Source organism: Methylobacterium sp. E-025 (genome assembly GCF_022829705.1).
GTDB lineage: Bacteria > Pseudomonadota > Alphaproteobacteria > Rhizobiales > Beijerinckiaceae > Methylobacterium.
This window is the reverse complement of record NZ_JAKSYR010000037.1, coordinates 48,215-74,531: the sequence shown is the minus strand read 5'-3', so window position 1 is coordinate 74,531 and position 26,317 is coordinate 48,215. Positions and strand designations below refer to the sequence as shown.

Here is a 26,317-nt window from a genome sequence, read left to right as displayed (position 1 = left end):
CGCCATCGGCATTTCTCCAACGCAGCCGTTCGTCAGGCCTCCGGCAACTTCGGCTCGGGGTGGCGAACGGAAGTTGATCGGCGGCCATAAAGCGGACGTTCGACCTTGCGCGGCTAGGGGTGAACCCGGTCGGCAGCAGGTGCGTGTCACCGATCAAGGCGACGGCCAGGGCCGCGAGGGTGGCCGCGATGCTTAGGCCCACCGTCACGGTCGAGGCCAGGCACTGGAGGGGACGGCGACGCGCACGCTGGGGCGGACCTTGGTTGCCGGCAGGCCCGCCGTGGGAGCCGCGCCTCGTCCACCCGTCCTTCAGCGTCGCTTGGATCGCCCCGCTTCCACGAGCGCGGCCGCGGCCAAGACACCGCCAAGCGCCAACCCGACCGTGAGGCCGGGGTGCATGGCCGCCGTGGTCGCTAGCGCAGTCTCGCCCGGGTAGCGTGACGAAGTGCGGCGTGACAGCAGGTGATCGTAAAGCTGCGTGAAGGCGCGATCAATCGCGCGGGTCTCGACGAGCGTGCGATCCAAGAGCTTGACGGCTTTGGCATGTCCGAGCGCGTGTGCGGCCCTCCGCAGCGTGCCATACCGGGCGATGTAGAAATGCGCCGCGACTTGACCGTACTCGATGTTGATGAGGTCGCGGTCGGCGGCATCCCCATGCTTGGCTATTTCCGCTTCGTTGAGATCGCAGATGCCCTGCATGGCGGGATCGTTTCTGGGGTCGGGCCTGACGCCGATCGAGTCGAAAACCTCGTCCAACCGCTCTAGCTGAACGATGTTCTGTTTCGATCCGGCCTCCAGCATCTGTTTCAGCTTCGGCAGCGTCGCCGTCTTGTTGTTGCGCGTCGCCTGCGCCGCCCCCTGCCGATGCGCTCCGTGGAGAAGGTCTAACCCTTCCTCGAAAAGTCGCCGGTTCCCTGACATCATTCCTCACCTCGTGTTCGCCGTCTTGAACTCAGAGTCTGTCTGGCAACTCTGGCCGCCCTCGTCGTTCGGTTGATGCGATCGACTGCGGTATCCAACGCAGTAAGCGCCCGGGTCGGCCTCAAGATCCGTCTCGGCCTTCTGCAGGCGGCAGGTATCTACGGGCGCCGACTGGAACTGGGGCGCCGACACGCGGTTTCGGCGGTCGCTCAAGAAACACCCGAAAACCCACCTGTGTGATGGCCAGGACATGCCCGCCACACAATTCACACGGCTTGAAGCGCTTGCTCGCCAGCGATGTCTGTATTTTCAACTGCTCATTTCACATCCGTCAGGCAGCTTTCCGTCGGACCCGGTCGCTCGGGATCGTACAGTTTGCCCGAAAGCAGACCTTCCGAATTACCGAGTCGGTCGTGGGCGGAAACGTTCGGTAGCCGATCCCCTTTGGGACACATGGGGAATGCCTGGAGCGCGACTGCAGATGGTCCGTTGTCGAGCCTGGAAACGGCAAGGCTAATTAAAGCGGTCGTTCGCGGGATGGGCCATGTGAAGCGCAACCAGAGCAGGTCAGCGCGATCAGCGCAGCCTCGAAATGCCGCGCTCTAGGTTGGCTTTGAAGCGCTGCTTCATTCCCGCGGCGATAAAAGAGCGGACCATGGACCGGATCCCGAGCGGATGCGGCAAGCTCGGCCGATATGCTTGACGATCCGGGGATGACCGCAGGCTCTGGGGTGCAAGAAGCCCTTTCAAGGCGCATCCTCCCCGACCGTTTCAAGGATCACGCGCGCCGTCTCGGCAGGCTGATCCCAATGCGGGAAGTGGCTGCAGCGTTCGAACCAGTGCAGCCGGGCCGACGGGAAGGCTACCTGGGCGCGTGCAGCCTGGCGTGGCAGCAGCAGGTGGTCCTGGCGGCCCCAGCCGATGGTGACCCGGCCAGGCGTCTTTGCCGAGCCCTGCTGCAACGGTCCGCGTGCCAGCTCGCGCAGCATCGCATCGAACACCGGTGTGGCCGCCAGGCTCCGCAGCTCCTCTTCGACAAGCTGCGGTGGTAGCACCCACGGACGGGCCGACAGTTGGGCCAGCAACACCGTACGGGTGACGGCATGGCGCGACAGGCCGGGATGGAAGGGCCGCAGCAGCCGCACCAGGCGTATCGATGCCGCGAGCGTCCAGTGTAACCAGCGCGTTTCCCACCCGCGCCAGAAACCGCCGGGATCGAGCGCCACGCAGTGCCGACCGATGCCCCGCCGCGCCAGCTCCAGCACCAGCCGGCCCCCCACCGAACTGCCGACAAGGTCCGCCATCGTCAGGCCATGGGACTGCACGAAGCCGGCTAAGGCGTCTGCATAAGCCTCCACCGTCTGCCGGCCCGCGAGCGGGGCCGATTTGCCATGTCCCGGCAGGTCGACCAAGATCAGTTCGCGCGAGGCGCGCAATGCGCTCAAGAGCGGATCCCAGGTGCGGAGATTGGCCCCCAGCCCGTGGACAATCAGTAGCGGCCGGCCCGTGCCGAGGCGTTCGAAATGTAGGGACATGACGGCATTGTCCTTCAATTTTCGCCCTGCAATACGAACACTGGTCCGTCGCAGATTTCGTCAGGCCGAGAATGCCAGTCAGGTCCGCGGGCCGCTCATATCGGACGCATCGAGGTCGAGTGACCCGCCGCGGCATTCGGTGAACCTGCACAGGTGATCAGAACATGAACCCATGGCCGGGTTGGCGCTTGCCGAGCCAGCATCGTCGTGCGCGGTCCGTGCGATCACGCCGGCTCCAAACGGTCGACGGACGGAGACTTGACGGCACGGAGCCATCCAGCCCCCGGGAACTTCTCACCATCGTCTTCAGTTCTTTGCGATCGGCTCCCTGATCTGGAACCTGAGGGCTTCGATCACGACCGTCTACGTCAGGATGGCGCCGCCGCGGTCGATGTGCGTGTTGCACACCACCGCATCGTCGGTTCAATCGGAGACGGAGGGGCCCTCGAACTCACAGGCGTGCGACCGGGCGACATCAATCAGCATGTCGCCCCCCCTGGCTGTCCGATGTCGGTCATGTCGCGCCTAGGCCGGAACGTGATCAATGCTCGCGGTATCCTCGGACGCCACGCCATTCTTGCTGTGGCGGAAATCGCTCAGCGCCTGGTAGACCCGAAGCCGTGCGCGCATCACGGAACCAAGCGGCCGGTGAGCCGTGAGACTATGGGCAGGACGGAAGGTCATCACCTCGTCGAAGTAGCGCACGCGGGCCGCGCTGTAGGCATCCTGGCGGGGCAGCCGCAGCGTCGCGACCGTACGGTAGGGGCTGATGGAGACCGGCCAGTCGACCGAGGCATCCTCGATGGGCTGCCTCTCGACGTCCGCCCAGAGTTGCGCCCTCAACTCGAACACCACCTCGTGGTCGCGGAAGAAGGCGACCGTGGCATGGCGGAAGCCGTCCTCGTCCTGATGCGGATCGAGCCGCCACTCGGATAGGGCACGCTGGCTGTCCGTCGCCGGAACGACCCCGAGCTTGGCCACGTAATCGCCGTAGCGGACCGGCGCCTGGCTGAAGTAGCTGTCGGCGAGGGGGTGGCTGTAGGGATGGCCGAAGAAGTCGGCCAGCGCGCTCTCCGTCCCGAAGGCGTGCAGCGCGCGATTGAGGTTGCGCATCGTCGACGAGACCGCGCTCTTCACCCCTTCCGGCAACCCCGTGGACTTCCCGATGACGGTGCCGTCCCGCAGGAAGCCGGCCGCTGTGCCCGAGGGAAACGTGGTGCCCGTCGCGAGTACGAAGTCCTGGGTGTCGACGGCGTGGCCGGGCAGCTTCTCGCCGGGCACGTCGAACACCTTGATGGACATGCCGCGGTGGGTCGAGACCCGGTCGCCCAGGGTCTCGCCCGGCCCCTGAGCGAAGCGAACCGCCACGGGGTGAGTGCCGGGCGTGGCGAACAGCCCTTGGGCCAGTTCGGGCGGCAGGCCGGCGGCAATCATCAACTCGCCGGTGACGCACGCAGAGCTCTTCGCATGGCTGGCACGCACGGCATGGTGCTCGCGTGCCTCGACGGTCTCCGATTGCTGCGTCATGCCGTTGATGATGCCATCAATCGTCTTCTGCTCGTCCGGATCGGGCTTCTCAACGTCGGGTGCGTATCGAAGGTAGGTCATGTTCTTCCTCACGGGGATCGGGGAGCCGAGCCAGCTCGTCGTGTCGAAGCCGTGACGAGCACCGTCGTCACGCCCTTGGGCGGGTCGGCCTCGGTCGAGGACATCGCCATCAGCGGCGTGTCGAAGGTCGAGACGCTGTCCCAGTAAAGGGCCGGGTGGGCGTTGAAGATTTGCAGGCCGCTCATCAGCAGAACCAGGAGGTAGACCGCGTTCACCCAGTGCGTGATGCGGATGACGACGGGATGCCGGAACATCCATCGGCGACGCTCGACCTAATCAGTCTCTGGCGCTGATCGGGTGAGATAGGTTCGGGCCAAAGGTCTTCCTTGAAATCGTGGCCTGCAGGGCGGAGATCCCTTCATCGGGACCTCCGGGACTGTCAGGCGCTTGAAATCACATACCGCGGTTCATCATCCGCTTCTTCATCATGCGGCGCTTCATCATTTGCTTCCGCATCATGCGCTTCTTCATCATCATCCGGTCGCCCTGCATCATGCGGACCTGGGTGACGCCGCTCTCGGACTGGAGGCCGTTGACGGACATCGGGGCGGCGGAGGCCGAACCGGTCACGAATGCGATGCCGCCAAGGGCGGTCAGTGCGGTGAGGGCGAGTGTGAACTTCTTCATGCAAGATCTCCTGTAGTGCTGAATGCCATATTCAACCTTCGTCACAACAGAAATTTTCCGGCATTGTTCCGATATATAAAATCTCGTCAATTGATGGTTATTTGCCTTTCGGCCAAGCGGTAGCGTGTACCTAAGCAGAGCCTTCGGCACGAACGTTCTTGGGTCGTCTGTAGGCGGTACGACATCCGCTGATTTTTAGTTTCAGATTTTCACACCGGCGGTCAGGATGCCGCGCATTCTCACCCGCCCCGGCCATCGGGGAATGCCATACCGAGTAGCCTGCAAGCGGACCTTCCGACCTTGTGCAAAGGGTCGTGATCGGTCCCCGCCGGGATGTCCGCCTCCATGCACTCGCCGCCCCGAAGCGGAAAGGCAGAAAACCACCCTTCTCGGAAGTTCGAGGATCGGTGCCGAGCACCTGAATTCCGTCTTTGCGATACCGCAATCCTATCGTCAGGCGACACCTAACAGACGATAGACGGACGCTCGCGACACGTTCAATTCCCTCGCGATGGCTGTACCGCCGAGACCGGAAGCGGCAAGCTCCCGAACTCTAGTAGCGTCGATAGAAGGCTTGCGGCCCTTGAACGCGCCTTCGGCCTTGGCCTTGGCGATGCCCTCCATCTGCCGTTCGCGTCTAAGGTTCGTTTCGAACTCGGCGAACACTCCGAGCATTTGTAGGAAGCATCGTCCGGCGGGTGTGGACGTTTCGATAGGCTGCTCGATTGCGACGAGGATCACACCAGCCGCCTCCATACGCTTCACGATCCCAGACAGGTCGGCGATAGACCTTGCAAGGCGATCGATGCGAGTAACTACGATGCGATCCCCGGCTCTGGCGAACTGTAGAAGCGTCTCGAGTTCGGTCCGGCCCTCAACCTTCGTGCCGGTATACGTCTCGGCCCTAATGACCTCACATCCGAACGCCTTAAGGGCTTCCTGTTGGATCGTAAGGGACTGACTCACGCTCGACACGCGGGCATATCCATAGGTCGCCATGAACCGCACCTGTCTCGTATGACTCTAGACCATTGCACCCTACCGTCTCGGAATGCGAAAGTCGACTCATAAAAGACAGTGCGTCACGTAGCGGGTTGTTTCGCTGCGGTGACTCGATTGAGTTTACTCTGATTGGACCGTGAGAGCCCGAGACCAAGCCCATCTGCCGAAGCTCAGGGACGGACGGTGCTGCACAGCTGCGTCACGGCTAATCAGAATGAATCGATCCTCGCGACTGAATCCGCTTTACAAGAACGCTCGCTTTGCGGATCATGATGACGCACGACTCCAATCGGTCCTCCGGCTGCAAAGGGTTCTCAGCATCGCATTCTGATCTGGCGGATCAACGTATCTCCCGTGGAGGTATCGATCCCGCTAGGGGCGGCAGCAACGGCTACGGCGTCGGTATCTCCGAATGCTAGTGGTCGGCATCGTGAAGCAAAACACGTTGCGGCTAAGTCGCGGTCGGGACGCAGGCCTTCTTCCCACACTAAACCAGGGAAGGCTGATATGCTTATTGAGGGCTTGGGGCAGTTGGGCGGCCGGAACCGGAGAGCTCCTTATCGGCGCTATTCGTGGTCGCTTGGGCTTGCGGTTTGCATTGCACTTAGCTATAGTGCAATTGAGGAAGCTTGCACTTCGACCGGCAGGCCTGCACTCGGTTTCGCTGAGAGTGGAGCTTGTGGCACGCTGTCTTTTCAGGCGCGGATCAACGGATCTCCCGTGGAGGTATCGATCCCGCTAGGGGCGGCAGCAACGGCTACGGCGTCGGTATCTCCGAATGCTAGTGGTCGGCATCGTGAAGCAAAACACGTTGCGGCTCAGGCCGCCTGTCACGTGGGACAAGGCTAGTGACAGGCGGCGGACTGCACTCTCCATTCAATGACACGTTCTAAGTTCCAGGACTTCGTCAGGCGGGATGCTATTCGCGTAGCTTGGAACGACTTCTGGAAGCGTGCTCAGAGTCAGAGAGCCACTGGCATTGATGGCGTTGCGCCTATTGTGTTCAAGCAGAAGCTGGAACCCAACCTAGAGCGTATCTACGGCCAGCTTAGGGAGGGCTATACATTCCAAGCCCTTCGCCCCGTTGCAATTGAGAAGTCCAACGGCGCTAAGCGCATCATATGTATTGCGACAGTTCAAGATAGAGTCGTGCAGCGGCTGCTATCGAACCACCTTACCAAGCAAGCCGAAGAGTTAGGTATAACGAACAACATCAGCTACGGGTTCGTCAAGTCAGTCTCGGGGCGATCTAGAGGCGTTCAAGCCGCTCGTGCGGCGGCCATCGAATTGCGCCAAACTAATCAATGGGTTTACAAGACTGATATCGTTTCGTTCTTCGATCGCATTGAGCGCGGACGCTTAATCAACTCAACAGTCAGAGCTTTGAAGGCGCCGAGTTTCCGGAGGATCATTTCCGGGGTCGTGTCATGCGAGATTGCTGAGACAGACGCTGCTATCAATAGGGTAGTTGACGCTAATGGCATCAAGCGGGGAGTGGGTCTCCGTCAAGGAATGCCTCTGTCGCCCTTATTGTCTAATGTAGCTCTTAGTAGCTTCGACCATCGTATTACCCGGTTGGGGTACAAGATGGTGCGCTATGCAGACGATCTAATTGTCTTATCAAGTAGTCAAGAGCAATGCCTTGAGATTGATGGTCATGTTCGCAGTATCTTGCGCGATATTGGCCATACCATTCCGCCTATAGGAAGCGATAGCAAGACGCAGATCGCGGAACCAGGACAGCCAATCGATTTCCTTGGACTCTCGTTGCAACGCACGGGAGAGCGATACGAACTAGTAGTTACTGAAAAGCAGATAGAGAAGATAGTCCAAACTATTAATGATTACAAAGATATTGGCAGGCTTGTTCGCGAAGGAATGACGTTCACAAAACTCGGCGCGAAGCTTGATAGCACGATAGGCGGTTACTTAGCGGCGTATTCTGCCGCTCAGAATGTAGAGCATCTAAGCAAGATCATGCTTGATCGTAAGCGCAATGTCATTAGGAGTATACTAAGTCGAGCATTTGGGGAGGATAGCATTAGGAAGCTTACGAGTCAATCGAAAGCATTCATGGGCATTGATATCGATTAGAATTGCCGGCCATTATCGTCTCGCGTTTAGTTGGCGGCGTATGTAACGACGTACATCGGAAATGATTGTAGACACCTTGCGAGCATTGATACGGTAGGTGTTTCGTATCGCCGCCCAACAGATGCTACGCGATGCCCCGTAATGGCGTCGCGTAGTCGTTCCTCGATACCGGCGCTAAGCGCACGCGTTTTCCAGGTGTGCCGCCAACCATGGTTCGGAGAGACGCATGGATCAAGGTTCACGGTCTCGCGTATCCACTTACCTACCTTGTGGCCCTGTAGCTCGCCCGGCGGGGTTCTAGACGCCTTTCGATGGCGCTTGGGATCGTAGAACAAGGGGCCGGTGGCAGACGCTTCAACGAAGGCCATGAAGCCCTGTTCAAGCAGATGCGGATGTAGAGGGACGGTTCGTGGTTCGCCGGTCTTGGTTACCCGGAGGTCCATCACCGGGAAGGCACCTTCGATTCGGATGTCCCGCTTCTCTAGGTTGGTAAGTTCGGTGATCCGTGCGCCCGAGTATGCTGCCAACCCGGGACACCACCGCCTTGCCGCCGAACGACTAGGATTCCGATCGTCATGCTTGACCGCTGAGGCCGCTGAAAGGATCGCTGCTATCTCGTGGCCCCGGAACGTCCGCTCCCGCTGTGCGACGATCCTTGGTTCATCCAGGGTAGTGCCAGTGACAGGGTTCCCGGAAAGAAGCTGACCGCCCGAACGACCCGACGCCCAACGGAACACCGAACTGGCGGCGACCAGATCGTTCTTATTGATGGCCCTTGCGCTTACCCCTTCAACATCGCGACGATGCTCAGCCCAGGCGAATACGTCGTCGCCGGTCAGGGTTCGAACATCACGCTTCCTGGCAAAGGCGGCGAACGACCGAAAGCTGCCTCGATACCGCTTGATCGTGTTCGCTGCCCGCTTGTCTGCCGATATCGTTGGCACAATCTGGGCACACTGAGATGTGCCCGAAGCTCCCCCGAACCCCTATCCGAGGCTTGACCCGGAGCCTTACCTCAGACTAGCCTCAGGACCCTAACAGCTTGTTCCTAAGGAGCTTTTCGTCCTTTTTACCCCTTAAGTATGAATCACCTTCCCATAAGCATCCAGCACGCTCTCATGCATCATCTCGGAGAGCGTCGGGTGCGGGAAGACCGTGTGCATCAGGTCTTCCTCGGTGGTCTCGAGGTTCATGGCGACGACGTAGCCCTGGATCAGCTCGGTCACCTCGGCGCCGACCATGTGGGCGCCGAGCAGCTGGCCGGTGTTGGCGTCGAACACCGTCTTGATCAGCCCGTCCGGCTCACCGAGTGCGATCGCCTTGCCGTTGCCGGCGAAGGGGAAGCGGCCGACCTTGATCGCAAAGCCCTGCTCCTTGGCCTTCGCCTCGGTGAGGCCGACGGAGGCGATCTGCGGCTGGCAGTAGGTGCAGCCGGGGATTTTTGCCTTGTCCATCGGATGGGTGGGCAGGCCCTTGATCGTCTCGATGCAGATGACGCCCTCGTGCTCGGCCTTGTGGGCGAGCATCGGCGGGCCGGCGACGTCGCCGATGGCGTAGAGGCCGGGCACGTTGGTGCGGCCGAGCCCGTCGGTGACGACGAGGCCGCGCTCGATCTTCACCCCGAGCGCCTCGAGCCCGATCCCCTCGATGTTGCCGACGACGCCCACCGCCGAGATCAGCTTCTCCGCCGTCAGCGTCTGCACCTTGCCGTCGGCGGCCTCGATGGTGGCGGTGACCGAATCCGCGCCCTTCTCGACCTTGGTCACCTTGGCGCCGGTCAGGATCTTGATGCCCTGCTTCTCGAAGCGCTTGCGGGCGATGGCGGCGATCTCCGGGTCCTCCACCGGCAGGATCTGCGGCAGCAGCTCCACCACCGTCACCTCGGCGCCCATGGTGCGGTAGAACGAGGCGAACTCGATGCCGATCGCGCCCGAGCCCATCACCAGGAGCGACTTCGGCATCGTCTCCGGCACCATCGCCTCGTAGTAGGTCCAGATCAGCTTCTTGTCGGGCTCGATACCGGGGATCGCGCGCGGGCGCGCGCCGGTGGCGACGATGATGTGCTTGGCCGAATACGTCCCGGCCGCGAGCGCGCCCTTCGGCGCCGGCGCGCGGGCGGTCTCCTTGACTGTCACCTGCCCCGTGCCGTTGCCCTTGGCGACGCTGTCGACCGTGGCCTCGCCCCAGATCACGTCGACCTTGTTCTTCTTCAGCAGGTGCCCGACGCCGCCGTTGAGTTTTGCCGAGACCCCGCGCGAACGCTTGACGATGGCCGCGGTGTCGAACGAGACCTCCTTGGCGGAGAGCCCGTAATCGGAGGCGTGCTGCATGTAGTGGTAGATCTCGGCCGAGCGCAGCAGCGCCTTGGTCGGGATGCAGCCCCAGTTCAGGCAGATGCCGCCGAGGTGCTCCCGGTCCACCACCGCGGTCTTGAACCCGAGCTGCGCCGCACGGATCGCGGTGACGTAGCCGCCGGGGCCGGCGCCGATGATGAGCACGTCGTAGCTGTCGGCCATGAGGGTCTGGTCTCTTCCCTGGAGCGTCTCGGAGGCGAGCGTAGACGAGGACGTCGCGGGCGCCAACGCGCGTCGCGTGCGGGCGGGTTACATCGCTCGCGCGTCCCTCCCCCGCTTAAGGGGGAAGGAAGACTGGCCCCCTACCCCGCCGCCCGCGACCCGCGCCACAGCCGCCACAGGCGGCGCCAGCGGGCGGTCTCGATCGGGGTGTTGAGCGGGTCGTAGCCCGGGCGCTCCATCGCGGCGAGGTAGCCGTCGACCAGGACGAGCGGCAGGAAGGCGGCGCGCGCGGCCGGCGCGATCGTGTCCTTCGCCGCGGCGTAGGCGGCCAGGTGCCGGCGGGCGTCGGCGCGCAGGTCCGCGCAGGCGCCGCGCAGGCCCGGACCGCCGCGGCCGGTGACGATGTCCTCGCGGGTGACGCCGTGGCTGCGGAACACGTCGGCCGGCAGGTAGACCTGGCCCGCCCGCGCGTGCCACGGCATCGCCCGCAGCAGGCCGGTGATGCCGTAGGCGACGCCGGCATGACCGGCGGCCGCCGCCCCGCCCGGCTCGGTGCCGTCGCACAGGATCAGGCTGGCGAGGCGGAACAGGGCCGAGGCGGTCTCGCCGCAATAGCCTTCCAGGTCGTTCAGCCGGGGCATCGGGTCGTCGTAGAGGTCGAAGACGCGGGCGTCGATCAGGTCGACGAAGGGCTGGCGCCCGAGGCGGCGCGCGACGATCACGTCGAGGAGCGCGGCGGCGACGGGGTTGGCCTTCACGTCGCCGCGGGCCTCGCCCTGGAGCGCGTCGCGCCACCATTGCAGGCGGATCTCGCCGGCCATCGGGTTCGAGGCGGCCTCGCGCACCCGCGCGACCGTCAGGCTGAAGGCGTAGAGCGCGAACAGGTGCGGGCGGAAAGCCTGCGGCGCGAACAGCGTGGCGAAGTAGCGGTCGGGGTCGCCCGCGCGGACGAGGTCCTCGCAGTGGCGGAAGGCGAAGGCGAGGCCGCCGTTACCCTCTGCTTGGCTGTCCCCCTGCCCCGGCTCTGCGCTCACGCGACCGCGATCAGGGCCGCCGCCACCTTGCGGTTCTCCGCCACCAGGATGTTGTACGTGCGCGCCGCCGCGCCCGTCTGCATCACGTCGAGACCGATCCGGTTGTCCTTGAGCCATGCCCGAAGATCGGGTGGCAGCGGCACGATGTCGAGGCCCGTGCCGACGAGCAGCAGCTCGATCTCCGCCGATTCCGCCTGGACCGGGCGCAACGCGGTGCGGTCGATCGCCCTCCCCTCGGTCGTGGCCCAGGCGCGGATGCCCGACGGCAGCGCCAGGATCGAGCCGCGGTGCGACATCTCGCCGAAGCGGAAGCCGCCGTTGCCGTAGGCGTCGATCAGGTGGCGCCCGGGCAGGAAGCCGTCGAGCTCGGCCATGCGCTGTGGGTCCCCCGTCTCTCGGCCCTACTCCGCGGCCTGCGGCAGCCGCCCGCGGGCGGCCTGGGCCTTGGTGCCCGAGAGCATCAGCCCGAGATAGATCAGCGCCGGCGTCGAGACGAAGATCGCCGAGTAGGTGCAGATCACCACGCCGCAGAGCATCACCACCGCGAACCCGCGGATCGCCTCGCCGCCGAACAGCACCAGCGCCAGCAGCGACAGGAAGGCCGAGATCGAGGTCATCACGGTGCGCGACATCGTCGAGTTGATCGACAGGTTGAGCAGCTCGTCGGTGGGAATCGTCTTGTAGCGGCGCATCAGCTCGCGGGTCCGGTCGAACACCACCACGGTCTCGTTCAGCGAGTAGCCGACGATGGTGAGGATCGCCGCGATCGAGGTCATGTTGAACTCGATCCGGGTGACGATGAACACGCCCATGGTCAGCACGATGTCGTGGAGCGTGCCGACGATGGCGCCGAGCGCCAGCTCGCGCTCGAAGCGGAACCACAGGTAGAGCAGCACCGCGACGACCGAGAGCACGACGCCGAGCGTGCCCGACTGCACCAGCTCGCCCGAGACGCGGGGGCCGACGGTCTCGGTGCGGCGGAACTCGTAATCCTTGTCGAAGGCGCCGTGCGCCTTGTTCATCACCGCCGTCTGGCCCTGCTCGCCGGGCTGAAGCGGCAGGCGCACCAGCACGGTGCCCTGGTTGCCGAGCTCCTGCACCTCGGGCTCGCCGAAGCCGAAGCCGGCGGCCGTGTGGCGGATCTCGCCGACGTCGGCGGTGCCCGACTTCGCCTGCAGCTCGACCAGCGTGCCGCCCTTGAAGTCGATGCCGTAGTTCAGGCCGACGGTGAGGAACAGCACCACGGTCACGACCGACAGGATCGCCGAGAGCGGGAAGCTCAGGCGGCGGAAGCGCATGAAGTCGAAGTGCGACTCGTCGGGCCAGAGGCGAAGCAGGCGCATTCTTTTGGGACCTTGCGATCGGGAAGCGGCCTCCCGAAACGGGCGACGTTCAGAACGGAAGGGCTTTGGGCCGGAAGGACTTGTACCACACGGCGATCATCATCCGCGTCAGCGTCACCGCGGTGATGACGGTGGTGAGGATGCCGAGGATGAACACGACCGCGAAACCCTTCACCGGGCCGGAGCCGAGGAAGAACAGGATCAGCGCGGCGATCGCCATGGTCGAGTTCGAGTCGATGATGGTGGCGAAGGCCCGGTCGAAGCCCGCCTGCAGCGCCGAGACCAGGGAGCGCCCGGCGCGGTGCTCCTCGCGCATGCGCTCGTAGATCAGCACGTTGGAATCCACCGCCGTGCCGATGGTGAGCACGATGCCGGCGATGCCGGGCAGCGTCATGGTGGCTTCCAGCACCGACATCAGGCCGAGGATGAGCCCGACGTGGACGATGAGGGCGATGTTCGCGATGAAGCCGAAGGTGCCGTAGGTCAGGAACATGAAGCCGACGACGAGGAGCCCGGCGACGCCGGTGGCGATCTTGCCGGCGCGGATCGAGTCGCTGCCCAGCCCCGGCCCGACGACGCGGCGCTCGACCACGGTGAACTTCGCCGGCAGCGCGCCGGCCCGCAGCAGGATCGACAGGTCGTTGGCCTGCTGCACCGAGAAGTTCCCGGTGATCTGACCGGAGCCGCCGGTGATCGCGGTGCGGATCACCGGGGCCGAGACCACCTCGTTGTCGAGCACGATCGCCATGCGGCGGCCGACGTTCTCCGAGGTCGCCTGGCCGAAGCGCTGGGCGCCCTTGAGGTTGAATTTGAAGCTCACCATCGGCTCGTGGGTCTGCTGGTCGAAGGCCGGCTGCGCGTCGGTCAGGTCGCCGCCGTCGGCCATCACCCGGCGCTCCACCGCCACCTTGGCGCCGCGCTCGTCGCGCGAGGGCAGCATGTCGACGTCGCCGGCCGGATTGTCGGAGATCATCCGGAACTCGAGCTTGGCGGTCTTGCCCAGGAGCGCCTCGAGGCGCTCCGGGTCCTGCAGGCCGGGGACCTGGATCAGGATGCGGTCGGCGCCCTGCTGCTGGATCGACGGCTCCAGCGTCCCGGTCGAGTCGAGGCGGCGGCGGATGACCTCGATACCCTGCGTCACGGCGCGCCGCGTGCGCTCGTTGATGCCGGCATCGGTGAGCGCGAGGCGGATCAGGCCGTCGGGCTGCTCGGTGATGTCGAGCGTCCGCCCGCCGGTCTGGCCGACGAGCGGGTTCGAGATCGGCTGCGCCAGCTCCTGCAGCTTGGGCATCACCTTGGCGCGGGCGGCCGCGTCCGCGACGCGGACCTGGACGCCGCGCTGGAGGATGCCGATGCCGCCGTCGGCCCGCACGCTCTCGCGCTGGAGCACGCCGCGGACCTCGTCGCGCAGGGCCTTGGCCTGGGAGGCGACGAGTTCGGCCTGGTCGACCTCCAGCAGGAGCTGCGAGCCGCCCTGCAGGTCGAGTCCGAGCACGATCGCGCGGGTCGGCACGATCCAGGCGGGGAACCAGCCCGGCAGCGCGGCCATGAAGCCCTTGCGCTGCTCGGGCGAGAAGAAGCTCGGCACCGCGAGGCTGAGGCCGATCAGGATCGCGACGAGCGTCACGACGATTTTGGTACGGGAAAAGCGCAGCATCCGCCGACTCTGTTTTCTGCAGTCCTGCCGAGGGCTTGCCCCGGCATCCTGATCCGGCGGGTCCGGAGCCGTTCCCGATCGCGTCGCGATGGGAGCCAGTTCCGGGCACTTGCCGTCCCACGCGCTCTCGGGCCGAACCGGCCCCGACTTCGGCGGAGAGCGTCCTAGGCGGCCTTGACCGGCCCACCCTTGACGCGGACCTCGGAGATCATGGTGCGCACCACCTTGACCCGGACGTTCGGCGCGATCTCCACCTCGATCTCGGTGGCGTCGTCCAGCACCTTCACCACCCGGCCGACGAGGCCGCCGTTGGTGACGATCGTGTCGTCGCGGCGGACGTTCTTGACCAGGGCCTGATGCTCCTTGACCCGCTTCTGCTGCGGCCGCAGGATCAGGAAATACATGATTACGAAGATGAGGACGAAGGGAACCACCTGCAAGGCGATCTCGGCTCCGCCGGCAGCAGTGCCGGCCCCTTGCGCGAAGGCGGGGGTGATCAAGCGCGTCTCCTCATGTGACGTCGGGCCCGTGCGCGCCTGTCGGAAGCGTCGCCGGGCCTGTCTGAAAGCGCGCGGACTATAGCCAGGGGCGTTCCGAAAGCAACGCCGGGCGGCGCGCGCCCCTCACATCGCCCGGACGAGGAGCAGCACCGCCGCCACCGTCATGACGAGCAGGGTGACGAGGATGCCGCCGCCGCGGCAGGCGAACTGGCGCGGCGAGTTGACCGGCGCGAACATGCCGACCGGATGCAGCAGGCGCGCGATCAGGAGCAGCCAGAGCAGCGTCAGCACGATCCAGTGCCGGGTCCCGCCCGCTTCGAGCAGGGCGATCAGGCCGAGCGTCAGCGGCACGTATTCCGAGAAGTTGCCGTGCGAGCGGATGCGACGCTGCAATCCGTCCCGGCCGCCATCCCCGACGAGGACGTTGCCACTGACCCGGGCCCCCACCACCCAGCCGGACAGGCCGATGTAGATCAGGGCGAACAGGGCGGCGAAGAGGGCGGTGGTGGCGGGGAAGATCAAGGCGGGTCTCCGGCGTTGCGATGCGCCGACCAACGCGAGCGGGCTCCGGACGTTGCAGGCCGTGTTGCGAGTCGTGCCGAGCGCGCGTAGGCCCGTGCGGTCCTCGAAGAGCCATCCGAACCGATCCGCCATGACGCAAGCGACCACCCTCGAGACCCTGATGCCACTGCTGGAGCGCATCGCCACGGCGCTGGAGCGGGCCGCCCCGCCCGCGCGACCGGTGACGGACATCACCTCCGCCGACGCCTTCCTGTGGGGGCCCGAGCGCCGGCTGATCCCGGTGCGCACCGTCAACCGCGTCGAGATGGGCCTGCTCACCGGCATCGACCGGGCGCGCGATACCCTGGCCGAGAATACCGAGCGCTTTGCGCGCGGGCTGCCGGCCAACAACGCGCTGCTCTGGGGCGCGCGCGGCATGGGCAAGTCGTCGCTCGTGAAGGCGGTGCATGCCGAGATCAACGCGCGCCGCGCGGCCGGCGCCCTGCCGATGAAGCTCGTGGAGATCCACCGCGAGGACATCGAGGCGCTGCCCGACCTGATGGCGACGCTCCGCTCCGACACGCATCGCTGGGTGGTGTTCTGCGACGACCTCTCGTTCGATGGCGACGACACTTCGTACAAGTCGCTGAAGACGGCGCTCGACGGCGGCATCGAGGGACGGCCGGGCAACGTGCTGTTCTACGCCACCTCGAACCGCCGGCACCTGCTCGCCCGCGAGATGGTGGAGAACGAGCGCTCCACCGCGATCAACCCCGGCGAGGCGGTGGAGGAGAAGGTCTCGCTCTCGGACCGGTTCGGCCTGTGGCTCGGGTTCCACAAGTGCAGCCAGGACGAGTACCTGGCGATGATCCGCGCCTATGCCGAGCGCCACGCCCTTCCGGTCGAGCCCGACGCGCTCCGGGCCGAGGCGCTGGAATGGGCGACCACCCGCGGCTCGCGTTCCGGCCGCACCGCCTTCCAGTTCATCCAGGATCTGGCCGGGCGGCTCGGCCGGACCCTCGACTGATCGAAATCCCGTCGGCCGATCGGTTGCGGGCGCGTCGTCGACGCCGCAGGTGCATTCTCGACGCCGCAGGCGCTTGCCTTGCGTCCGCTACGCCCGAGCTTGCACCTCGAGCGATCCGCCTCCCGGCGGACGAGCAGGCGGGACGGGGCTGACATCATGGGACTCTTCGACGCGATCCGATCCGCGCTCGCCCGCGCGGAAGCCCGCATCGACGCGATCGGCGGCGACGGCCTGCCGATGTCCTTCGCCAAGATCTATCCCGGCGGCCTGCCGGCCTTCCTCGATGCCCTGCGCGCGGCGGGCCACGGCTCGGCCGTCGCCTCGTGGCTCGGATCCGAGGCGAACGTCGCCCTCCCCGCGGGCGCCTACGCCGCCCTGCTCTCGCCCGAGGCGCTGACGCGCTTCGCCGCCGACCTCGGCATCCCGGAAGCGCGCGTGCCGACGGCGCTCGCCGAGTTCCTGCCCGGGGCGGTCGACCGCCAGAGCCGGGACGGGACGCTCGCGCCGCAGCGGCAATTCTCGACGCAGGTGGCCTGACGCCGGCCGGCGGCTAGAGTGAAGCGCGGATCACGGCGAGGAACCCAGCGATGAGCCTGTTCGATACCCTCAAGTCGGCGCTCGGCGGCAGCCTGGGCCAGGCCGCCGTCGAGGCCCTTCCCGGCATCGTCGAGCGGGTGCTGCCAGGCGGGCTTCAGGGGCTGCTGAACCAGCTCCAGAATTCGGGCTACGCCGCGCAGGTGAATTCCTGGCTCGGCCGCGGCCCGAACGCGCCGATCACCACCGAGGACCTGCGCAAGGTCCTGGACAACGAGCAGGTCCGGCAGATCGCCGACAAGCTCGGGATCCCGACCGACCAGGTCCTCGCGGTCCTGGCGAAGGTGCTGCCCGCGGCGGTCGACCAGCACAGCCCCGACGGGACGCTGCGCACGCCCGGGACCTGACGACGCGCCGAAACGCGAAAGGGCGGCCCTCGCGGACCGCCCTCGATCGTGGGTCTCGGGAAATCGCTCAGTTGCTGGCGAGCTGCGACATCGGGTCGATCGGCGCGCCGCTCTTGCGGATCTCGAAGTGCAGCTGGGGCGAGGTGACGTTGCCCGACGCGCCCGACTTGGCGATCGTCTGGCCGCGCTTCACCTTCTCGCCGGGCTTCACGTCGAGCTCGCCGTTGTGGGCGTAGGCCGACACGTACCCGTTCGAGTGCCGCACCAGCACGAGCTTGCCGTAGCCCTTCACGTCCGAGCCGGCATAGGCGACGGTGCCGTCCTCGGCGGCCTTCACCGCGGTGCCCTCGGGCACCGCGATGTTGATGCCTTCGTTGCCCGAGGAGCCGTAGCCGGAGATCACCCGGCCCTTGGCGGGCCAGCGGAAGGTCTGGTCCGGCGCGGCCGGGGCGCTGGGGGCCGCGGCGGCGACCGAGCCGGTGCTGGCGGGCTCGACCTTCGCCACGGCGGCGGTCTTGACCGGCTCCGGCTTGGCGGCGGCGACCTTCTCGGCCGCGACCTTCTCCGAGGCCGCCTTCTCCGAAGCGGCCTTGGCGGCCTTCGCCTCGGCGACCTTCTTCGCCGCGTCCTTGGCGGCGTCGGCCTTGGCGGCGTCGGCCTTGGCCTGCTTGGCCTCCGCCTCGGCCTTGCGCGTCGCCTCGGCCTTGGTGTCGGGCTTCGTATCGGCCTTGGCGACCTGGCCGGGGCGCACGTGATGCTTCTTGGCGTCGGCCTCCTTGGCGGCGACGTCCTTGCGGGCCTTCTCCTCGGCGCGCTTGTCGGCGAGCTTCCTGGCCTCGGCCTCCTTCTGGGCCTCCTTGGCGGCTTCCTTGGCCGCCTCCTTACGCTTGGCCTCCGCCTTCGTGTCGTCCTGGCGCTTGGCCTCGGCGGCCTTGATCCGCTCCGAGGGGGCGGCGGGAACGGCCCGCGCCGTCATCGGGGCGGCTGCCGGGTTCATGCCCGAGGCGCTGTAGACCGGGATGATCAGCTGGCGGCCGGGCGTCACCTGGCCGGCGCTGGTCAGGCCGTTGGCCGACAGGATCGCCGAGGCCGGCACGCCGAAGCGGGTCGACATCTGGTTGAGGCTGTCGTTCGGGGCGACGGTGATGGTGGTGCCCCCTTGCGCGTTCCAGCCGGGCGTGCCGGTGGAGGCGACGCGGGTGGTCTGCGCCATCGGCTGGGTCGGCACGCGGGCCGCCACCGGGCCGGGCCGGGGCGAGATCGCCGTCGGCGCGCCGAGCGCCTCGGACTGGATCCGGCCGGTGCGGATCGGCGGCGCCGACGGCATGTCCGGCAGGCTGCCCGTCGCCGCCGGCTCGCTCGCCATGTTCGACGCGAACGGGTTGGTGAAGGGGCTGTCGAGACGCGATGCGTCCGACGAGCAGGCGGCGGCACCGCTGCCGATAACTCCGATGAGAGCGAAGCGCGACAGCGTCTTCATCCTCCGACCAGTCCCGCGAACCCGCATCGACGCACCCGTTTGCCTGACGCAACTTGATGAGCCCATGAAAGCCGGATTCAGGTTAAACAACCGTTCCCGTTCACCACGTTCACGGCCGCGCGAGCACCATTTCGCTCTCGGGATCGCTCCTTAGGAATGCTTACCGCAGGCGGAGCGGCGAGCGCGATTGGTTAAAGCGCGGCGGCTCGTCCGGGCACCAGCGGCGCGAGGCGCAGGCGCGGTCCCGGCTCGACGACGAGGCCCTGCCCGCCATGCGTGGCCGCCATCAGCCCGCCCTCCGATCCGGCGACGAGGCGGCCGCCGGGCTTCAGCGCCGCGGCCCAGGATGCGGGCGGCTCCGCGACCGCACCGTGGACCAGGATGCGGTCGTAGCCGCCCCCCGCGGTGTCGGCGAGGCCGTCGCCCTGGAGCACGCGGGCGCGCCCTGCGAGGTTCGCGCTCGCCTGCCCGGCCAGCGTCGCGTAGCGCTCCAGGCTCGTCACCGCGCCGGCGCCGAGTTGCAGCAGCAGCGCCGTGACGTAGCCGGACCCGGTGCCGATCTCGAGGATCCGCATTCCGGGCTCGACCTTCAGCAGCGTCAGCATCGTCGCCACCGTGCTCGGTGCGGTCATCGCCGCGCCGCAGGGCAGCGGCAGGGAAAGGTCGCGCCGGGCGAGGTGGCGATACGCGGCGGGGGCGAACGCGGCGCGCGGCACCTGCTCCATCGCCCGCAGCACCGCCGTGTCGCGGGTGCCGCGCCCGCGCAGGGCCAGCACGAAGGCGGCGTTCTCGATCGCCCCGCCGAGGCCGGCATGGCCGCTCAAGCTCGCGCCGGCCTGGTCGTCGATCGCGTCCACGTCGCTTCCGGTCATGGCGGCAGGTCGCCGATCCAGGCGAGGATGAGCGCCGCCAGCGCGTCCGGCGCCTCGAGCGGCAGCATGTGGCCGGCATCCGCGACCACCGCCATCGTCGCGCCGGGGATGCCGTCGCGCAGCTCCTCCGATTCCGCGATGCTGCGCAGGCGGTCCCGGCCCGCCGCGATCACCAGCGTCGGGCAGCCGAGCGCACCGAGCCGATCCGCGTCGCCGACCCGCTCGAGCCGGGATTGGCGTAGGAAGGCCTCGCGCCCGAGGCGCTGCCCCATCGCACGGATGCGCTCGATCAGGGCCGCGTCCCCGGCCCGGTCCGGATGCACCGAGGCGGCCGCCGCCGCCCGGCTCAGGCCGCCGAAGTGGCCGGCCTCGACGCCCTCGATGGCGAGGCGCTTGGCGACCGCCTGCTTGCGCGAGTCGGATCGCGACGAGGTCGCGATCAGCACCAGCCCCCGCACCCGCTCCGGCGCGAGCCGCGCCGCCTCGCGGGCGACGTAGCCGCCCATCGAGAACCCGACGAGCACGAAGCGCGCCGGCGCCTCGGCGAGCAGCCGCTGCGCCATCGCCGGGATCGTGTCGTCGTGGGCGAGGCTCGCATGGTGGATCGGGCCTGCGGGCGCCAGCGCCTCGGCCATGTCGTCCCACAGGCTGGCATCGGCCATGTATCCGGGGATCAGGACGAGGCTCATCGGGCGAGTCTCCGGTTCGGGATGCGGTCGCCCCCGAGAGGATGTCCGCTTTCGGCCCCGTCGTTGCGGGGCGCCGCAGGCGAGCCCGGAATTCAGAACCGCCGCGGCTGCGGGATCCGCCTACTGCGCGAAGGCCTGGGCGAAGCGCGTCAGCGTCGGCTCGTCGGTGAGGTCGAGGCGCAGCGGCGTCACCGAGATGCGCTTCTCGGCGATCGCCTTCAGGTCGGAGCCGTTGCCCGGCTCGAACCGGGCCTTGGCGAAGGCGAGCCAGAAATACGGATTGCCGCGCCCGTCGGTGCGCGCGTCGATGGCGAGCAGCGCCTGGTTGCGCTGCCCCTGCGCCGCCACGGCGATGCCGGCGACCTCCTCCGGCTCGCAATCGGGGAAGTTGACGTTGATCACGATGCCCGGCTCGATCCCGGTCTCGAGGATCTTCTTCACCACGATCGGCCCGTGATGGGCGGCGCATTGCCATTTCAGGTTGCCGCGGCCGCCGATCCCGTAGGCCTGCGACATCGCGATCGAGCGCACGTTGAGGATCGTGCCCTCCATCGCGGCGGCGATGGTGCCGGAATAGGTCACGTCCTCGGCGACGTTCTGGCCGCGGTTGACCCCCGACAGCACGAGGTCCGGGCCGTGGTCGGCCAGGATGTGGCGCACGCCGAGGATGACGCAATCGGAGGGCGTGCCCTTCACCGCGAAGCGCTTCTCCGCGATGTGGCGCAGGCGCAGGGGGTCGTTCAGCGACAGCGAGTGCGAGACGCCGGATTGGTCGGTCTCGGGCGCCACCACCCAGACGTCGTCGGAGAGCGTCCGGGCGATGCCCTCCAGCGTCTCCAGGCCCGGCGCGTGGATGCCGTCGTCGTTGGTGACGAGAATGCGCATTACGGGCGTGGTCCTTCGATCCGGTTGAGGCCGCCCATGTAGGGCGCGAGCACGGACGGGATCGTGACGCTGCCGTCCGGGTTCTGATAGTTCTCCATCACCGCGATCAGCGCACGGCCGACCGCGACGCCCGAGCCGTTCAGGGTATGCACGAAGGCGGGCTTGCCGTCCTTACGGTACCGGGCATTCATCCGTCGCGCCTGAAAATCGCCGCAGACCGAGCAGGACGAGATCTCGCGGAAGGTCTTCTGGCCCGGCATCCAGACCTCGATGTCGTAGGTCTTCTGGCTGGCGAAGCCCATGTCGCCGGTGCACAGGGTCATCGTCCGGAACGGCAGGTCGAGCTCCTTCAAGACCGTCTCGGCGCAGGCCAGCATGCGCTCGTGCTCGTCCGCCGACTTCTCCGGGGCGGTGATCGAGACCAGCTCGACCTTGTTGAACTGGTGCTGCCGCAGCATCCCGCGGGTGTCGCGCCCGGCCGCCCCAGCCTCCGCACGGAAGCAGGGGGTCAGGGCCGTGAAGCGGAGCGGCAACTCGTCTTCCGCTAGGATGGATTCGCGGACGAGGTTGGTGAGCGGGACTTCGGCTGTGGGGATGAGCCAGCGCGAACTCTGGTCAAGCCGATCTTGAACTCCGCCCGAAATGAAGTCGGTTGCTTCGCGTTGATGGCCCGCGACGGCAATGATCGAACCAACGCTGCGACGAATGTCTTCAATGGTCGAACCGTCATTAACGGCGAACTGGTCATCGCGAAACTTCGGCAGCTGCGCCGTGCCGAACATCGCCTCGTCGCGCACCAGGATCGGCGGCGCGACCTCGAGATAGCCGTGCTCCTGCGTGTGCAGATCGAGCATGAACTGCCCGAGCGCCCGCTCCAGCCGGGCGATCTGGCCCTTGAGCACGACGAAGCGGGAGCCGGAGATCTTGGTCGCGGTCTCGAAATCCATCAGGCCCAAGGCCTCGCCGAGCTCGAAATGCTGGCGGCCGTCTGCAAGCGTTTCACGCGCGGACGCGAAGCGGCGGTATTCGACGTTGCCGTGCTCGTCGGCGCCCTCGGACACGTCGGCCTTGGGCCGGTTCGGAATCGCGGCGAGCCGGTCGTCGAGGGCCTTGGTGGCCTCGGACTGCGCCGTCTCCAGAGCAGGTGCGACCTCCTTGAGGCCGGCGACCTCGTCCATCAGCGCGGCGGCGCGCGCTTCGTCCTTCACCTTCTTGGCGGCGCCGATCTCCTTGGCCCGCGCGTTGCGGCGCTCCTGATTCTCCTGCGCCGCCGACACGGCCGCCTTGCGGGCGTCGTCCAGCGCGATCAGCTCGGCCGAGAGCGGGCTGAGGCCGCGACGGGAAAGGTCGCGGTCGAAGGCTTCCGGGTTGTCCCGGATGGCGCGGATGTCGTGCATGGGCTGGCTCGGGTCGTGCGGACGGGCACGCTTTGCAGCATCGGTCCGCGCGCGACAAGGCTGGGGCGGGCGATGGCGGGCACGCGCGTCCGCCGTGGACACCGCCCGGCCCGCTTCCGGTCAGGGCATCGAGATGATGCGTCTCGTGACGCCCTCCGCCGAAATCTTTCCCGTCAGCCCGGGGCGCCGAAGGCGAGCCTCGAATCAAGAACCGCAGGTCGGAATTCGGCTTGGCACCCTCGGCGGCTCTGGATCCCGGACCCTGTCGGCGGGAGCCGGCGCTTCGCAACCCCGGCGGTCAGGCCGCCAGACGCCGGCGCTCCGGGGCGTCCTGGGCATCCGACGCGGCTTCGGTCTCCGCGGCGAGGCGCACCCGCTCCTGCTCCTCGCGAAAACTCGCCAGGATCGCTTCGGGCAGCGCGTCGAGGATGGCGCCGACCGGGTCGGTGCGCGGCTCCCGCTCGGCGACGATGTCGGCCTCGGGCGACGCCACGTCCGTAAAGCGCCGGTCGCCGATGCGGTCGCGAGGGTCGAGCGCGATGCGGTCCAAAGCCGTCGGCTCGGGAATGTCGTCGGCCGCGAGCCTGAGCGTGGCCGCCTCCTGCGCCGCGCGCCATTCCGCGGCAGCCTCGTCGGCCTCGCGGCGGGCGGCCTCGCGCGCCAGGGCCTCCTCGGCGATGGCGCGGGCGACCGCGCGGGCCTCGTCGCGGGCGGCCTCGGCCTCGTAGCGCGTCAGCAGCGCCATCACCCCCTGCATCTCGGAGAACGGCATGTCCTCGCAGGCAGTGATCGCCCGCTCGATCATCCGCCGCGACAGGCCGACGCCGCGCAACGTGCTGGTGCCGTCGGCGGCCTCGCGCCAGGCCGAGAGCGCGGCCACCACTGCGGGCAGCAGCGCTTCGGCGAGGCCGGCGCGGCGATGCAGGTCGGCGATCCCGCGCGGCTCGCGCAGCAGCGTGCCGACGCGGGCGTGCTCCAGGCCGGTGAGGTCGGCGAACGCGGTCTCCGCAAAGGCCATCTGCCCCGAGAGGATCGCCCGCAGGATCAGGCCGGCATTGAGCTGGCCCGTGATGCGCAGGTGCTTGACGATCCGCGCGGTGGCGGCGGCGCCCGCGCCGTCGCAGAGCTCGAGCACCGTGCGCTCGCCGGCCTCGCGGCTCATCCGGGCGCTGCGGTCGGGCGAGAGCCAGCCGCACGCGGTCACGAAGTCCGACAGGGTCCGGGCGAGCCGGGCGCCGACGGCGTGGCGCACCTCGATCGGCAGGTCCGCCCGCGCCAGCAGCGCCTCGCGCACGCCGGCGTCGCCGCCGTGGCGCTCGACCATGCGCAGCATGCGGCCCGTGGTGATGCGCGCCGTCGGGTTGCGGGCCAGCACCGCGAGAGTGTCGGCGCCGCCGATCTCGGCCAGGGCCCCGGCCACGGCGTGCGAGAGGTGATGGCGCGCGGCGATCGTCGCGCGGATCGTCTCGCAGCCCATCGCGGCGGCGTCCACGAGGTCGGCATCGGTCAGGACCGGCGATGCGGCGAGCACCAGGCAGGCGACCTCGGTCTGGTCGGAGGCCAGGGCCACGACGAGGGGGCGCGGCGCACGCGCCGAGGCGGCGCAGGCCTCGGCCATGGCGCGGCGCACCACCGGGGCCGGGTCGTCGAGCAGCGCCAGGATGGCGGTCTTGGCCTCCCACGCGGCATCCGCCTCCAGGTTGCCGTACAGGTAGGCCCGCGTCAGCGCGGAGGCGGCCTCGGCCCGGCGCCCCGCCGAGGTGGACTGGGTGCAGGCGAGGAACTGGCGGATGTTCATGGGCCGCTCCGGTTCGTGAACAACGACGCGTTGGGGGCGGCGGCAAGCGACGCCGCGAATTCGGCCGGCCGGCGCGGCGGCAGCGGCGGATCGACGAGCGCGCGGCCCGCCGGAATCGCCGCGGCGATGGCGCCGGTGGTCTCGGGGTCGGCCGAGGCGACCGCCGCGACCGGCACGGTGGAATCGAGGCTCGGGTCGGAGCGCGGGAAGTAGCTCGGGGCCGGCCGGGCGGCCTCCGCCGCGCGGCCCTGGAACAGCTTGGCGACGCCCTCCGAGAGGGCGCCCTGGCGCCGGTCGGTCTGGAACAGGGTGCGCAGGTCGCCCCCGACCGCGGCGTAGGCGCTCGCCGCCGCCGGCGGGGCGACGGCGGCGCCCTGCGTCAGCAGGGTCACGTCGCTGGCGGCGGTGCGGCCGGCGCCCGCCGCGGAGAGGCTGGCATAGAGCTCGGCGGTGGTGCGCGGCCGGCCGGTGCGATCGTAGAACAGGCCGCGGTTGGCGGCGGCGGCCTCCGGCATGTCGAGGGCGGCCGCCCGGTCCGGGGTCGCCCGCGCGGCGGCGATCAGCGTCGTCGCGCCCTTCGCCCCGAGCACGTGGGCGGCGTAGAGGTCGCCCGCGGTCGGCTCGCGCCCGAGCGCCGCCGACAGCGCCTCGCCGTTCTTCTGGGTGAAGGCGCCCGCGAGCGAGGCGGCGATCTTCGGGTCGCGCCGGAGGTCGAGGATCGCCTGGCGCTGGCCGGCATCCGCGACGGTGTAGCTGCCGTCCGGCCGCGCGACGATGGCGTCGGCGTAGGCCTGGAGGCCGAGCTTCGGCCCGGCGGACTTCATCACCCCGAGCCAGGTCTGCTCGATGAACTGGAACAGGCCGGTGGCGGTCGAGGTGCCGGCCTTGGCCGAGGGATCGAGGGCGGATTCGCGCTGGGCCGTGGCGAGCAGGTAGTCGAAGCCGACGCCGCTGCTCTGGGCCCCGTCGCGGATCGCGTCGACGACCGCGCCCTGCGGACCCGCGGCCCGCGGCGGCGCCGCGGCTGGCTGGGGGTTCGAAGGCGTGGTGAACAGGAACATCGATCGCCGCTTCGAGCCGCACGCGCCGGACGGGCGTCGCGTGAGGCGCCGCACGGTGCGCCCCGGATGCGGGGACCTTTGGCCATCATGGTAAAGAAAGCCTAAATGCCCGATGACTCGGCCCTCATGCGCGTCCTGCTGATCGCCTCGCCCGCGGGCGCGCCGCCCGACCTCGCCCACGCCGATGCCCTGGTGCTGGACCATGCCCCGGCCGCCGAGCCCGCCTGGCTCCCGCCCCTGCGGCGGAGGCCCGGCGCATTGCCGCTCTACGTCCGGGTCGCACCGAGCGCGGCCGACCTCGCCGCGGCGCTGGCGCTGCGGCCCGACGGCATCGTCCTGCCGGGTGTCGCCGATGCCGGCGACGTCGCCCGGCTCGGCGTGCGCCTGTCCGTGCACGAGGCCGAGACCGGCATCCCGGACGGTGCGACGCGGATCGTCGCCGGCCTCGACGGCGCCGGCGCCCTGCTCCGCTTCGGCGGCGGCTCGGAAAGGTTCGCGCGCCTCGCCGGCCTGTTCTGCGCGTTCGACGCGCTGGCGCGCGACCTCGGGGTCTCGGCCTCGTCGCGGGCGCCGCAGCCTGCTCCGCTGGCGCAGGCGCGCGGGCTTCTGGTGCTGGCCGCCGCCGCCTTGCGCGTCCCGGCCTTCGACATGCCCGGCCCGTCGCCCGATCGCGCGACGGTGGAGGCGGCCTGCCGCGACGGGTTCCGGGGGGGCTTCGCCGAGACCGCCGCGGCGGCGGCCATCCTCGCCGCGGTGTTCGGGCGGGATCCGAGCGTCGCCGGTGGCCCTCGCGGCGCGCTGCCCCTAGGGTGAGCGGACATCCTCCGAT

At 68.1% G+C, this 26,317-nt stretch carries 26 protein-coding genes; 5 read left to right on the top strand and 21 right to left on the bottom strand.

Going from position 1 to position 26,317, the window contains the following annotated elements; genetic code table 11:
- Positions 1 to 309: 309 nt before the first annotated feature.
- From MKK64_RS03090 to MKK64_RS03065, 6 genes are all read right to left on the bottom strand, one after another.
- Positions 310 to 924, bottom strand: a complete 615-nt coding sequence (locus MKK64_RS03090; RefSeq protein WP_243932191.1) for a DUF892 family protein — start codon at positions 922 to 924, stop codon at positions 310 to 312.
- A gap of 743 nt (positions 925 to 1,667) precedes the next feature.
- Positions 1,668 to 2,456 carry an alpha/beta fold hydrolase gene (locus tag MKK64_RS03085; protein WP_243932190.1) on the bottom strand — a complete coding sequence of 263 codons (789 nt, stop codon included), beginning with the start codon at positions 2,454 to 2,456 and terminating at the stop codon, positions 1,668 to 1,670.
- A gap of 525 nt (positions 2,457 to 2,981) precedes the next feature.
- Entirely contained in the window at positions 2,982 to 4,064 is a 1,083-nt protein-coding gene (locus MKK64_RS03080) for a catalase family protein (RefSeq protein WP_243932210.1), read from the bottom strand.
- Positions 4,065 to 4,072: 8 nt separating this feature from the next.
- Entirely contained in the window at positions 4,073 to 4,318 is a 246-nt protein-coding gene (locus tag MKK64_RS03075) for a hypothetical protein (protein WP_409567269.1), read from the bottom strand.
- A 139-nt stretch (positions 4,319 to 4,457) separates the two neighbouring features.
- Positions 4,458 to 4,691, bottom strand: coding sequence for a hypothetical protein (locus MKK64_RS03070; protein ID WP_243932189.1), 234 nt, complete (start codon positions 4,689 to 4,691; stop codon positions 4,458 to 4,460).
- A 453-nt stretch (positions 4,692 to 5,144) separates the two neighbouring features.
- Complete coding sequence (locus MKK64_RS03065; protein WP_243932188.1) at positions 5,145 to 5,690, bottom strand: recombinase family protein; 546 nt, start codon at positions 5,688 to 5,690, stop codon at positions 5,145 to 5,147.
- A gap of 882 nt (positions 5,691 to 6,572) precedes the next feature.
- On the opposite strand from MKK64_RS03065, the gene MKK64_RS03060 reads away from it, so the two are divergent.
- Positions 6,573 to 7,787: a reverse transcriptase domain-containing protein gene (locus MKK64_RS03060; protein ID WP_243932187.1), complete on the top strand. Its 1,215-nt coding sequence runs from the start codon at positions 6,573 to 6,575 to the stop codon at positions 7,785 to 7,787.
- Between the two features lie 26 nt (positions 7,788 to 7,813).
- Here the strand turns inward: MKK64_RS03060 and MKK64_RS28355 are convergent, their stop codons facing one another.
- The 8 genes from MKK64_RS28355 to MKK64_RS03025 all read right to left on the bottom strand — a co-directional run bounded on the left by MKK64_RS28355 (position 7,814) and on the right by MKK64_RS03025 (position 15,359).
- Positions 7,814 to 8,731: a tyrosine-type recombinase/integrase gene (locus MKK64_RS28355; RefSeq protein WP_409567837.1), complete on the bottom strand. Its 918-nt coding sequence runs from the start codon at positions 8,729 to 8,731 to the stop codon at positions 7,814 to 7,816.
- A 132-nt stretch (positions 8,732 to 8,863) separates the two neighbouring features.
- The gene (gene lpdA, locus MKK64_RS03055) at positions 8,864 to 10,303 is read right to left on the bottom strand and encodes a dihydrolipoyl dehydrogenase (protein WP_243932186.1); all 1,440 of its coding nucleotides are present in this window, start codon (positions 10,301 to 10,303) and stop codon (positions 8,864 to 8,866) included.
- A gap of 140 nt (positions 10,304 to 10,443) precedes the next feature.
- Positions 10,444 to 11,337, bottom strand: coding sequence for a phytoene/squalene synthase family protein (locus MKK64_RS03050; RefSeq protein ID WP_243932185.1), 894 nt, complete (start codon positions 11,335 to 11,337; stop codon positions 10,444 to 10,446).
- Positions 11,334 to 11,711, bottom strand: coding sequence for an Mth938-like domain-containing protein (locus MKK64_RS03045; protein WP_147727774.1), 378 nt, complete (start codon positions 11,709 to 11,711; stop codon positions 11,334 to 11,336). The genes MKK64_RS03050 and MKK64_RS03045 overlap by 4 nt, the downstream gene beginning before the upstream one ends.
- A gap of 27 nt (positions 11,712 to 11,738) precedes the next feature.
- On the bottom strand, positions 11,739 to 12,680 hold the full coding sequence (secF, locus tag MKK64_RS03040; RefSeq protein WP_147727775.1) for a protein translocase subunit SecF: 942 nt from the start codon (positions 12,678 to 12,680) through the stop codon (positions 11,739 to 11,741).
- Positions 12,681 to 12,729: 49 nt separating this feature from the next.
- The gene (gene secD, locus MKK64_RS03035) at positions 12,730 to 14,337 is read right to left on the bottom strand and encodes a protein translocase subunit SecD (protein ID WP_147727776.1); all 1,608 of its coding nucleotides are present in this window, start codon (positions 14,335 to 14,337) and stop codon (positions 12,730 to 12,732) included.
- A gap of 164 nt (positions 14,338 to 14,501) precedes the next feature.
- Positions 14,502 to 14,837 (bottom strand): preprotein translocase subunit YajC, encoded by a 336-nt coding sequence (yajC, locus tag MKK64_RS03030; RefSeq protein ID WP_147727777.1) that lies wholly within the window; start codon positions 14,835 to 14,837, stop codon positions 14,502 to 14,504.
- Positions 14,838 to 14,960: 123 nt separating this feature from the next.
- Positions 14,961 to 15,359, bottom strand: coding sequence for an MAPEG family protein (locus tag MKK64_RS03025; protein ID WP_147727778.1), 399 nt, complete (start codon positions 15,357 to 15,359; stop codon positions 14,961 to 14,963).
- Between the two features lie 130 nt (positions 15,360 to 15,489).
- Here MKK64_RS03025 and MKK64_RS03020 point away from each other — a divergent pair, with 130 nt between their 5' ends.
- From MKK64_RS03020 to MKK64_RS03010, 3 genes are all read left to right on the top strand, one after another.
- Positions 15,490 to 16,365, top strand: a complete 876-nt coding sequence (locus MKK64_RS03020) for an ATP-binding protein (RefSeq protein WP_243932184.1) — start codon at positions 15,490 to 15,492, stop codon at positions 16,363 to 16,365.
- A 156-nt stretch (positions 16,366 to 16,521) separates the two neighbouring features.
- Positions 16,522 to 16,902 carry a YidB family protein gene (locus MKK64_RS03015; protein ID WP_147727780.1) on the top strand — a complete coding sequence of 127 codons (381 nt, stop codon included), beginning with the start codon at positions 16,522 to 16,524 and terminating at the stop codon, positions 16,900 to 16,902.
- A gap of 50 nt (positions 16,903 to 16,952) precedes the next feature.
- The gene (locus MKK64_RS03010) at positions 16,953 to 17,306 is read left to right on the top strand and encodes a YidB family protein (protein ID WP_147727781.1); all 354 of its coding nucleotides are present in this window, start codon (positions 16,953 to 16,955) and stop codon (positions 17,304 to 17,306) included.
- A 67-nt stretch (positions 17,307 to 17,373) separates the two neighbouring features.
- Here MKK64_RS03010 and MKK64_RS03005 read toward each other — a convergent pair whose 3' ends face one another.
- From MKK64_RS03005 to MKK64_RS02975, 7 genes are all read right to left on the bottom strand, one after another.
- A complete protein-coding gene (locus tag MKK64_RS03005) occupies positions 17,374 to 18,813 on the bottom strand; it encodes a peptidoglycan DD-metalloendopeptidase family protein (RefSeq protein WP_409567836.1) in 1,440 nt (479 codons plus the stop codon).
- Between the two features lie 164 nt (positions 18,814 to 18,977).
- Entirely contained in the window at positions 18,978 to 19,658 is a 681-nt protein-coding gene (locus MKK64_RS03000; RefSeq protein WP_243932182.1) for a protein-L-isoaspartate O-methyltransferase family protein, read from the bottom strand.
- The gene (locus tag MKK64_RS02995) at positions 19,655 to 20,347 is read right to left on the bottom strand and encodes an alpha/beta fold hydrolase (protein WP_243932181.1); all 693 of its coding nucleotides are present in this window, start codon (positions 20,345 to 20,347) and stop codon (positions 19,655 to 19,657) included. The genes MKK64_RS03000 and MKK64_RS02995 overlap by 4 nt, the downstream gene beginning before the upstream one ends.
- Positions 20,348 to 20,467: 120 nt before the next feature.
- Positions 20,468 to 21,232 (bottom strand): 5'/3'-nucleotidase SurE, encoded by a 765-nt coding sequence (gene surE, locus MKK64_RS02990; protein WP_243932180.1) that lies wholly within the window; start codon positions 21,230 to 21,232, stop codon positions 20,468 to 20,470.
- On the bottom strand, positions 21,232 to 22,629 hold the full coding sequence (gene serS, locus MKK64_RS02985; RefSeq protein WP_243932179.1) for a serine--tRNA ligase: 1,398 nt from the start codon (positions 22,627 to 22,629) through the stop codon (positions 21,232 to 21,234). The genes surE and serS overlap by 1 nt, the downstream gene beginning before the upstream one ends.
- A 298-nt stretch (positions 22,630 to 22,927) precedes the next feature.
- A complete protein-coding gene (locus MKK64_RS02980; RefSeq protein WP_243932178.1) occupies positions 22,928 to 24,427 on the bottom strand; it encodes a DUF2336 domain-containing protein in 1,500 nt (499 codons plus the stop codon).
- On the bottom strand, positions 24,424 to 25,488 hold the full coding sequence (locus MKK64_RS02975; protein ID WP_147858665.1) for a transglycosylase SLT domain-containing protein: 1,065 nt from the start codon (positions 25,486 to 25,488) through the stop codon (positions 24,424 to 24,426). Before MKK64_RS02975 ends, MKK64_RS02980 begins: the two co-directional genes overlap by 4 nt.
- 105 nt (positions 25,489 to 25,593) lie before the next feature.
- Between MKK64_RS02975 and MKK64_RS02970 the strand changes: the two genes are divergently transcribed.
- Positions 25,594 to 26,301 (top strand): aldolase/citrate lyase family protein, encoded by a 708-nt coding sequence (locus MKK64_RS02970; protein ID WP_243932177.1) that lies wholly within the window; start codon positions 25,594 to 25,596, stop codon positions 26,299 to 26,301.
- Positions 26,302 to 26,317: the final 16 nt, after the last annotated feature.